Annotated in this window: 6 protein-coding genes; all 6 read right to left on the bottom strand. The window is 42.5% G+C overall.

Features of this window, described 5'->3' with window-relative positions; genetic code table 11:
- Positions 1-229: 229 nt before the first annotated feature.
- Positions 230-2,275: a TonB-dependent receptor gene (locus tag KO530_RS08115; RefSeq protein WP_252728985.1), complete on the bottom strand. Its 2,046-nt coding sequence runs from the start codon at positions 2,273-2,275 to the stop codon at positions 230-232.
- 74 nt (positions 2,276-2,349) lie between these two features.
- On the bottom strand, positions 2,350-3,495 hold the full coding sequence (locus KO530_RS08110) for an alpha-hydroxy acid oxidase (RefSeq protein WP_216047904.1): 1,146 nt from the start codon (positions 3,493-3,495) through the stop codon (positions 2,350-2,352).
- Positions 3,496-3,556: 61 nt separating this feature from the next.
- Positions 3,557-6,952 (bottom strand): FG-GAP-like repeat-containing protein, encoded by a 3,396-nt coding sequence (locus KO530_RS08105; protein ID WP_216047903.1) that lies wholly within the window; start codon positions 6,950-6,952, stop codon positions 3,557-3,559.
- Positions 6,927-7,388: a hypothetical protein gene (locus tag KO530_RS08100; protein WP_216047902.1), complete on the bottom strand. Its 462-nt coding sequence runs from the start codon at positions 7,386-7,388 to the stop codon at positions 6,927-6,929. The genes KO530_RS08105 and KO530_RS08100 overlap by 26 nt, the downstream gene beginning before the upstream one ends.
- Positions 7,389-7,456: 68 nt before the next feature.
- Positions 7,457-8,125, bottom strand: coding sequence for a ubiquinol-cytochrome c reductase iron-sulfur subunit (locus tag KO530_RS08095; RefSeq protein ID WP_216047901.1), 669 nt, complete (start codon positions 8,123-8,125; stop codon positions 7,457-7,459).
- A 92-nt stretch (positions 8,126-8,217) separates the two neighbouring features.
- Positions 8,218-10,017, bottom strand: coding sequence for a PQQ-dependent dehydrogenase, methanol/ethanol family (locus KO530_RS08090; protein ID WP_252728983.1), 1,800 nt, complete (start codon positions 10,015-10,017; stop codon positions 8,218-8,220).
- Between the last annotated feature and the right edge of the window lie 327 nt (positions 10,018-10,344).

Genomic DNA, 10,344 nt, shown 5'->3' with positions numbered 1-10,344 from the left:
GATTCTTCAGGCTAAAGCCCGTGCTACAAGAACAAAGAAACATAACAAGAATGTGTAGGCGGAGGCTTTAGCCCCACGGTTGTTAGGGTTCCCCCATGGCCTAAAGGCCATGCTACGGTTGGAATGTGTAGGCGGGTGCTTTAGCCCCGCGGTTGTAAGGGTTTCCCCATGGCCTAAAGGCCATGCTACGGTAGGAATGTGTAGGCGGGGGTTTTAGCCCCGCAGATTTTTACAGGGTGAAGTTAATGCTAGCGAACAAGGTTCTAGGTAAACCGACAAAATATCGATAATTGCCAAATGCGATATCTGCGCGCTCTGCATAATCTCTATTGGTAAGGTTATTTAATCGTAGTGACAAACTTATGTTGTCGTTCATTTGCCAACTTGAATGCAGGTTAAACAAGTCATGTCCCGCGTAAGTGGCTGTATTTTCTGGATCTAGATAATATTCATCCATATGAGTCCATTCCAGACGGAAGTTCAATGTCTCCATAGCTTGCCAATGTAATCTGGCTCCGGCCAAAACTTTAGGTGCCGTATCAATATAATTCCCTTCGATGTTAATATTAGACAGGGTTAAATCGGATTTATAAGTATGTCGTCCCCAACCCAAATTGGCATCAAGCTGAATATTATCAGCTAATGCTGTACGAAAATTGAATTCCAATCCCGTATGCATTGTTTTGCCTTCGCTAATATTTTGTCTCTGAGTATCTTGGAAAATTACGTTTTCTTTTTCCATTTGATAAGCAACGGCTTCTGCCTGAAATCCTTGCCACGATGCTTTCCATCCTAACTCAACAGATAGCACTTCTTCAGCTTCTAAATTCGCAATTTGTTGGCCGCTTTGTAAGCGAAAAAGTTCTGTGCTTTGAGGTGCTCTAAAACCACTGCTTAAATTAGAAAAGATAGTTTGATTAGGAGTGATTGAATGCAATAAGCCTACACGCCAAGACCACTGTTCAAAGTCGACAGTTTGATCAGAGGGACGGGTAAAACGACAATTTTCCACCTCTGCTGCACATACATCACCATCGGTTAAATGATTATCGTAGTCGTACTTCGTCATATCAAAACGCGCGCCTACACTTAGCTGCGTATTTTCTGTAATACTCCATTTTGTATGCACAAAAGGCGAGATAAGCGTAGCGTCCACATCATAATCATAGTGAACACCTTGGGGAATAGTCGGCGAAAAGTCTTCCCCTTGGGACTCTGTTAACTCACCATTAGTAAGATCAACGTCAATTCCTGAAATGAATTCAACATCGGTAAAGTGCTTTTCATATTGGCCCTGAATACCAACACTTTGTTGACTGTTTTCTTCAAGTGCTTGCCAAGGTAAATAATGCTGTAGAAAACGCATATCAGTCCAACGGACGTAAGGGGTTAGTTTAAAAACGCCCTGTTCTAGTTCTGTTTGCCACTGACTATGAGCACGAAAACTCTTAGACTCCCTAAAGGCTTCTGGATTCAAGTTTATACGCCGCATAGCTTCATCTTTGTAACTCAATTCGCCTTCAATGAAACCAGCGGTTTCTTGGTTTAAGTTGGCATAACTAAGCACATTTTTAACTTCCCACCGACCTACAGATTGCTGATGAATAAGGTCAATTTTCTGCTGATTGAAACCACTGTCGTTTTGATAACCGTCATCGTCAGTGATATTCGCTAATAAGGCAAAACCCGCCTCTGCAGTGCCTTGACTAAAAGTGCCTTTGAGTCGATGGAAACCGTATCCGCCTACGTCAGCAGAAACTGTATTTTGCACACCTTCAACATCGGCACTAATAACGTTAATCAGTCCATGAACTGCATTAGAGCCGTAAAAAACACTGTTGGGGCCTCGAACCACCTCCACTCTACTAGCTTGTTCAGAGTTCACATCGAACAGTTGATTAGCGTTACAAAACCCAGGAGCTCTCAAGGAAATACCGTCTTGGGCAAATAAAAATGCGCCACAACCACCAGCTCCGGTAAAAACAGGAGAACGAATAGCAGTTAAGTGTTCTTGACCATTGCCACGGCTTATCCAACCACCGGGTACAGTATGAAATAACTGATTGATATGCTGATGCCCAACTTCTTCAATCTCACTTGAGTCGATAATACTTACGCTACTATCGGCTCGCATAATTGCAAGAGGTTGACGAGTTGCAGTTACTGTAATTCGTTCATCTATCGCTAATGACTCAGCCAAACTGACAGCGGATACACTACTCCCAGCAATAGTGAAAATACTGCACCAAATAATCTTAAACTTCTGACAATTCATTTTCTCACCTTGTTTCTATTGTGCTTAAATGTCCATCGTGGGCAAAACTTCCACCCGCTGTAAAAACCAAAACCTTATCTGAAACGCAAATTCTTGGTGCTTAATTGCTGAATGTTTTTACAGCCCATTAAACGCATATCTCTTTCAATTTCAGTGCGCATCAAACCGAGGGCGCGTTCGACGCCAGGCTGTCCCGCTGCGGCCAATCCATATAGATACATCCGTCCTATACCAACCGCCTTAGCGCCCAATGAAAGTGCTTTTAACACATGGGTTCCACGTTGCACCCCACTATCAAACAGCACATCAATTTTATCGCCAACCGCTTCTACAATTTCCGCTAGATGATCAAAAGAACTTCGAGAACCGTCTAGTTGCCGACCACCGTGATTCGACACCACTATGCCGGTACAACCGATTTCCACGGCTTTTTTAGCATCTTCGACATTCATGATACCTTTAAGACAAAACTCGCCTCCCCAAAACGCCACCATGTCTTCAACGTCTTGCCAATTCATTGAAGGATCAAGCATCTCAGTAAAATACCCCCCAATAGAACTGGCACCACCTTTCATATCGATATGCGCGTCTAATTGCGGTAATGAAAACTTTTCGTGGGTGACGTAATTAATCCCCCACATAGGTTTCGATGCGAACTCCCAAAGCCCTTTTAAATTCAATCTAAAGGGAATCGAAAAACCGGTACGCAAATCTCTTTCTCTGTTTCCGCCAGTGATTGAGTCTACGGTTAACATCATTATTTTGATATTGGCCTGTTTAGCACGCTCCATCATTACCCGATTCAAGCCTCGGTCTTTGTGAAAATAGAATTGATAGACTTGCGGCGCACTGAATTTTTCAGCAATCTCTTCCATGCTGACAGTACCAAGGGAAGAAACACCAAAAAGGGTTCCAAATTTATCAGCTGCGGCAGCAACTGCTCGTTCACCTTGATGATGAAACAGACGTTGCAATGCCGTTGGCGAACAATAGACAGGCATAGGTAATTTGGTGCCCATCACTTCAACTGACATATCGATATTTTGTACCCCTGACAAAACACTCGGAATAAGGTCACATTGATTAAACGCTTGAGTATTACGTTGCATAGTAACCTCATCATCAGCACCACCATCGATATAATCAAAAATGGGGCTAGGTAGGCGTTTTTTTGCAAGTTTTCTAAAGTCGTGAAAATTATGACACTGACTTAATCTCATTCACTTTTTTCCTATTTTGAAACTAAGATTTAAATAACAAATGGTTGAGTTTTGAAATGATTTACTCACTGATGTTATCTGCATTTTTAGAAGATATTGTCATTGCTCGAAGAGCCGAGTTACCTAACTCATCATCCAGCTTTTGGGTTTGTTTAATGGTATAAAACTTATTCACCGCAACATTCCGATGAACGCTTTCAAACTGTTCCGAGCCAGGCCACACAATACGAATTTCATCGACAACATCGGCATCTGCTAAACCAAAATGTAATTCAGATGGAGAGCTAGATATAAAACTTCCGCCAGACCGAACCTCTTGCAATTGCGTTATGCCATTGGCGGTGACGTATACTTTTGCACCTATAGCTTGGGTATTTTTACCCAGCCCTTGTAAGGTCAAATGAATGAACCTTTTGTCTGCAGACGAAGATGCGTTGTTTTTATATAACAACAATCGGTCTTGATGATTGCTAACTAAAATATCAACATCACCATCTCGGTCATAATCTAAACAGGCAACACCGCGTCCTGATAACGTATCGGTAATCCCAAGCTCACTGCTCTGTTCGCTAAAAGTGCCATCTTGATTAGACATAAATAAACGACTTGGGGTGTTTTCAAATTCTCGCATTGAACGTTTTAACTTCATATAGGCATAGGGGCTACCCAAGTGTTTGCGTAACTCACTATCCAAATCAAAGCCATTCACGTGAAAGATATCGGGCCATTGGTCATTATTGAAATCGGCGAAACACGCTCCCCAAGCCCACAACCCTTCGGCAACTCCAGCCTCGTCCGTCACATCAATAAATTGTCCATCAATATTGTTGTATAGACGGTTTCCTTCTACTCCCCAGTTTCCTTCAGCTTTACCATTGGGGTCAGATACACTGCTGACAAACCAATCCAGATCGCCATCATTATCATAATCAGCCACAGCACTGCCCATACCGTTTTTATCGGTAATCTGTGATAAGTGGGTGGTATTTTCAAAGCGACCATTACCGCTATTTTTATACACCTGACTAGTTTCAAAATCGGCGGCCATCAACAGATCTGGGTAGCCATCGTCATCAATGTCAGAGAAGGTACCGGTAAAGGTAAAGTCAGTGCTGCCGATCATTTCCATTAAATGCGCTTTTTTATCCGCTGCGACAAATTCCAAAGTAGTACCAGAGCTAACATTTTCCCACAAATGGTTGGGCTGTTGACCTCCCAATCCAGGACCTCGCCAGTGGGTCGTTAATGCATCTAAATCACCATCCAAATCATAATCGGCAAACGCAAATGACCAACTGGTTAACTGTGCTGCAATACCTGAGTTTTTAATCGGTATAAATTTTTGATTGTTATGATTAATGTATAACGTGGGATTCTGGCTATGTTGATCACCATTTAACTCACCTGCTATAGAAGACAAATTAGGGTGAACCAAATTAGAGGTAATAATATCCAAATCGTTGTCGCCATCGATGTCTACAATGGCAACGCCATTCGATAATTCTTTAGAGGTAATTCCCCATTGTTTAGATATGTCGGTGTAACTGCCATCTCGGTTGTTTCGGTATAAAACGTCTGCCGAGCCATCTCCGGTAGGTTGAAAAATATCTGGCCAACAATCGCCGTCAACATCGCCAGCGGCAACACCGCCACTAAAAATTAGGCGTTGTGCAGATTGTAGATTATAAAGTGGCCAAGAAATGTGATGTCGCTTAGTTAACCCCGATCTTAAAGCCACTTCTTTGAATTGATGGGGCTTATTGTCAATCTCGTCCACCTTTGCGACTTCGCAACCAAATAAGTGGGATTCAAGTACGATGGCTTTTATCCGACCTGAAGATTTTAGCGTACTGCGGTTATCAGTGATTAAGGTTTTGCTCAGACTAGCCAAAGGTTTAGGAGGAGGAGCAAAATCACCTATTTTTGCATGTAAGCGCAGTGAGTCGGGTGCGTCTTCATTTTCATTTGGCACCCAAACCGCAAGGCATTCTTGATTATTCAAACAGGGGTCAGTCAACGCACTGAGAAAAGCTACAATGGCATCCCTTTGATGGGTATTAATATGCACATCACTGGGTAGTTTACTCAAACCTTGCTGTTGTTGTTCTAATAAAAATTTAAGCGGCTTTTGAGAATGCGCTTTGGCCTGCGGATTAAACTCACTGACATACTGCATTTGCGGATTATTGGCGAAACTAAAATCGTAATTTTCAATGGAGTTCACAGGATCGATATGATGAGCAATAACATCCGACAATTGGGTAAATGCCCCCGAGTGTGTGTAAGGAGCAGTCGCGGTCACGTTCAGTAAAGTGGGTGTCCGAAACGCGAATCTATCTTGGTCTTTTTGCGTGACCCCTCGACGTCCAAAATCTTCACCATTGGGCTGCTTGCCTCTACCAAATTGGGGAACAGCAATATTGTGGAACTGTTCATCGGAAAAAATTGGCGGAGTGTGGCAAGCAACACAATCAGCACCGCCTTGTTGCGATTGGTTGAAGAATAATAATGCACCTTCAACTTGTAAATCTGTTAGTGCATCTTCGTCGCCTTTGATATAGGCATACCAATCATTATCAATTAACACTTGGGTAGATTGGTAGTACGAAATGGCTTTTTCAATATTGCTAAAATTTATCAACGTATCGGCATTAGCATCAGGTTCACCAAATGCGGCACGAAACAATTTTAACCATGACTGATTTTTATCATGCTGTTTCATTCTTGCTACAAGTGCGTCACGTATGCCTTCATGAGTTTGTGCAGTGGCGAAACTATAGCCGCGCATTTCGTCATTTGAGACCACTGGAAAACGGGTTTGACTGGCCAAAAGATCATTGCCTGCAGCAATATCTCCTAACCATAAATTACTATCAGGTGTGCGATGGTTTTGGCCCTGACCGCCATTCTTAGACTCGTCATCTAAAACAAAAACACGACCGTCGTAAAACATTGCTCGATTATATAATGAAGAATTAAAAGTGCTTTGTGCGTGACGTGGAACGTTTGGCGCGCCATCCGCATTAGGATCAGCAGAAGACTGCCAGTCATGCCAACGGCCGGGACCAAGCAACTCGGGATCATAAGCTGACTCGCCAACTGGCAAACTAAGTTTATCTCCGCCTGCAAGGTACGGATGATGACAACTAGCGCAAGCAACGTCTTTGTTGCCACTTAACGAGCGGCTAAAAAATAATTCTTTGCCCAACCTAAAAAGCGGTGATGATGTTGGTTTTTCATCGACGCTAGGTAAAAGAGGATAAGATTGTTCTAGCTTATCAAGTACTGCTCTGAGCATCACTCGATCAGCGTCTACTGTTGCGTGAGTCGGACTTTTTGTGCCGATACAGCTGATTAAAAACAAAAAAGCAGTGGCAAAGCAGATTAACTGCTTAACCACTGCAACGTGCCCAAAAGCGCGCGCTAACACTTTATTTTCCTGCACTAACTGACGCACAGGTCTCACCACGCAGGTAAGTGTTATTAACAAAGCGAATCTCGAGTTTTCCGTCCTTTGCATCGATCTTATTTATCTTTTCTTTACCTTCATAAATATGTGACGACAAGCCTTTTTCACTGCCAATGTTCATGCAATTTGGGCTATAGGTCGCATTGTATTGTTGCTCACCATCGATTTGCTTTTCAAAAACCGTCACCACGCCCGTACCACATTGTGCCATGGCATAAATGTCATCACTTTTGTCATAAACCTGAACATGCTCTTCGGTTTCTTCATCAATCCAATGAATATGTTTGTCAGGTGTTCTTACGAAAAAACCACCATTACAACTCACTCCTGTAATCGGTTTCGCCGCGGCTGACACAGTTGTTGATACAGCAAGTCCCAAAAGCATTTGTGAAATAACAATTAAATTAATACTGACTTTTTTCATAATTAACTCTCTTTGGTTATCTATTAAGTAGCATTTGACGCACTACCAATTAATTTGAATTAACGTGTTCACCGTGGTGGCTTTCCAAACCCAATCCAACTATTAAACTCTGCGGCAACCACGAGTTCATCGTTTTCAGCGGCTAATGCCAAGGCAGGTAATTTTCTTGGCGCAGGACCAGACACCACTCCGCCGCCTTCTTTAGGATTAAAAACCGACTGATGGCAAGGACACATATAGTTTTCTTCCTCTTTTACCCAACCGGTGACTGGGCAGCCTGCGTGAGTACATATGGCGGAGTAAGCAACTATGCCGTCGGCAGACATTTGCTGTGTTTCTGTCGATAGCGATTCTTTAGACAGCTTTTGAATCAGAATTTGGTTGTAACGAGAGCCATCTCGCACTTCCCCGGTTTTTGGATCCACAGGTACCACTAGCAATTGTTTATCTGATTCTGCGAGATCAGATATTTTGATTAAAGGTCCCTGTAAACGCTTGCTAAAATAGGTAAAACGATCACCTACTTGTGGGGGCAATTTACTTTCTGGCGATTTTTTCTTGATTGCAGCTAATGCTGTATTTCCAGTGAAACAGTTCACTGCCGGTATTGCTAAAGCAAGATATTTCAGCAAATTGCGTCTCTTGCTATCGGTACCGTGATTTTGATTGGTTTGGGCACAACCACAGCATGCTGCTTGCTCGATATCATCATGCTTGTTATTTATTTTTTCTTTCATTGCTACACCTCGAACTTCAGCAGGCTAAATAGACTTTTTATTTTATTGGTTTATGAAAGTCAGGGGAGACACTCGCCTCCCCTTCAAGCTTTTTAAGCGTCAGGTAAAGCGAATACCCAGATTACGCCACCTTCAGGCACATCTGATATCCATTCACCGGTTTCGTCTTTTGCTGCCAAAACACCATTGGTCCAATGAGGATCAACACCGTAGCCAGCGGTTATAGCTATGTATTGCTTACCGTCCACTTCATAAGCGACAGGTGGTGCAATAGCGGTTGAGTTCAAAGGGAACTCCCAAAGTACTTCGCCAGTTTTGGCATCAAATGCTCGCAACATGCGATCATTGGTACCGGCGCTAAATACAATGTTGCCAGCTGTAGATAGAACAGGTCCCCAGTTCATGGTTTTGCCGTAATCGTGCTGCCATACTTTTTCGCGCTTGTTCACATCCCACGCCTGCATCTGGCCAACACCTTTATTCTTATCAGCTAAATACACGTCTAAGTCAGGAATATCGATACCAGCCCAGAATTGACCTGAAGCAGGTTCAACATCATCTTGGAATTTACCTTCGAAGGAATTACAAATGTTGTCGTTTGCTGGTACATACATCATCCCTGTATCTGGGTTATATGATTCGTAAGGCCAGTTTTTCCCACCCCAAAGACTTGGGCAGTAAGAGACACGTTTGCCAGTGACTGGAACGTGGTCGTAATCATAGGTAGGACGACCCGTTTTAGGATCCAAAGATTTAAACGCATTGTTCGCTACGAAAGGTTTGCCTTCGAGATATTCAATCTTGCCTTTACCATCTCTTTCTAACCAATACATGTAACCGTTACGTTGTGGAGAAACTAAACCTTTAACCTTTTTTCTACCGTCTTTGAGGCCATCAATCAGCATAGGTGCGTTCATCGCAGCCCAATCCCAAGAGTCGTTATAGTGGTACTGATAGTGCCCCTTAATTTTGCCGGTGTCAGGATCCATCGCGATAGAAGATGCAACATACAAGTTATCACCTGGACGTTGGTCACCTAACCAAGGCGAACCGTTACCTACGCCCCAATAAAGGATATCTTCATCGGCGTCATAATTGCCAGGCATCCACATACTGCCGCCACCATATTTCCAAGCGTCAGGACGTTTTCCTTCTTTTTTCCAGGTTTCATGGCCAGGCTCACCAGGGCCAGGTACGCTATAGGTTTTCCAAGCAGTTTCGCAGGTTTCTGCATCCATAGCTTCAAGGAAACCACGTACACCATATTCGCCGCCTGAAGGACCGACTAGAATTTTGCCTTTCACTGGAGTAGGCGCTGACGTGATGTATGCACCTATGCTCCAATCACCGATTTGGCTTTGACACAAACGTTCACCCGTTGCTGCATCTAACGCGTTAAGTGTGCCATCTAGGCCAGCAACATAAACTTTGTCACCCCACAAGGCTACACCACGACTAGTATTGTGCATAACACTCAAATCATACGGATTATCATGCTTATAACGCCAATACAGTTGTCCAGTTTTGGCATTTAATGCAAGTACGTTGTTGTAAGGTGTAGATACAAACATAACGCCATTGTTAATTTGTGCAGGTGCTTCATGACCTGAGTCCAAATTCGTAGAGTAAGTCCAAACCGGTTTAAGCTTACTAACGTTTTTAGAGTTGATTTCTTTTAGCTTACTGTACATCCAGCCTTCGTAATTACCTTTAGGCAACAACCAGTCTTGGGGTGCTGCTTCAACTAATCGTTTGTGGGTAACCGTTTTATAGTTTTCAATTTTTTTGTTAAGGGTTGTCAGGTTTGCTGCTGATACCGAATAAGCGGATATCAGCCCTACAGCGCCTATGCAACAACTAAGATATTTCATTTTAAATACTAAAGATTTCATTATTATCCGTGCCCCTGTTTGATTTTTTGATTGGCGAACTTATGAATCAATTAACATGCCAATAACATTTCCCTTTAAATAATTTTATAACCAGCTGATTTTTAACGAATTATTATTTTTAGCCTTTAACCTTTTGAAAACATGATTTTTAAATAGTACACAGGTGTTGCAGCATAAATGCGAAAATGAGACACCTAAATTTTGGATATATTGAACATTGCCAACATATGTCAAATAAATGTTAAACATTTAAAAATTCAGTGTTATGGTGAAAAGGAAGGTCTAAATGAATAGAACGAAAATAGTGAAAAATTTGCTGTTTACGCT

This window comes from Aliiglaciecola lipolytica (assembly GCF_018860635.1).
Lineage (GTDB): Bacteria > Pseudomonadota > Gammaproteobacteria > Enterobacterales > Alteromonadaceae > Aliiglaciecola > Aliiglaciecola lipolytica_A.
Note: the sequence above shows the minus strand (reverse complement) of the source record. Positions and strands in the feature narration are given on the sequence as shown.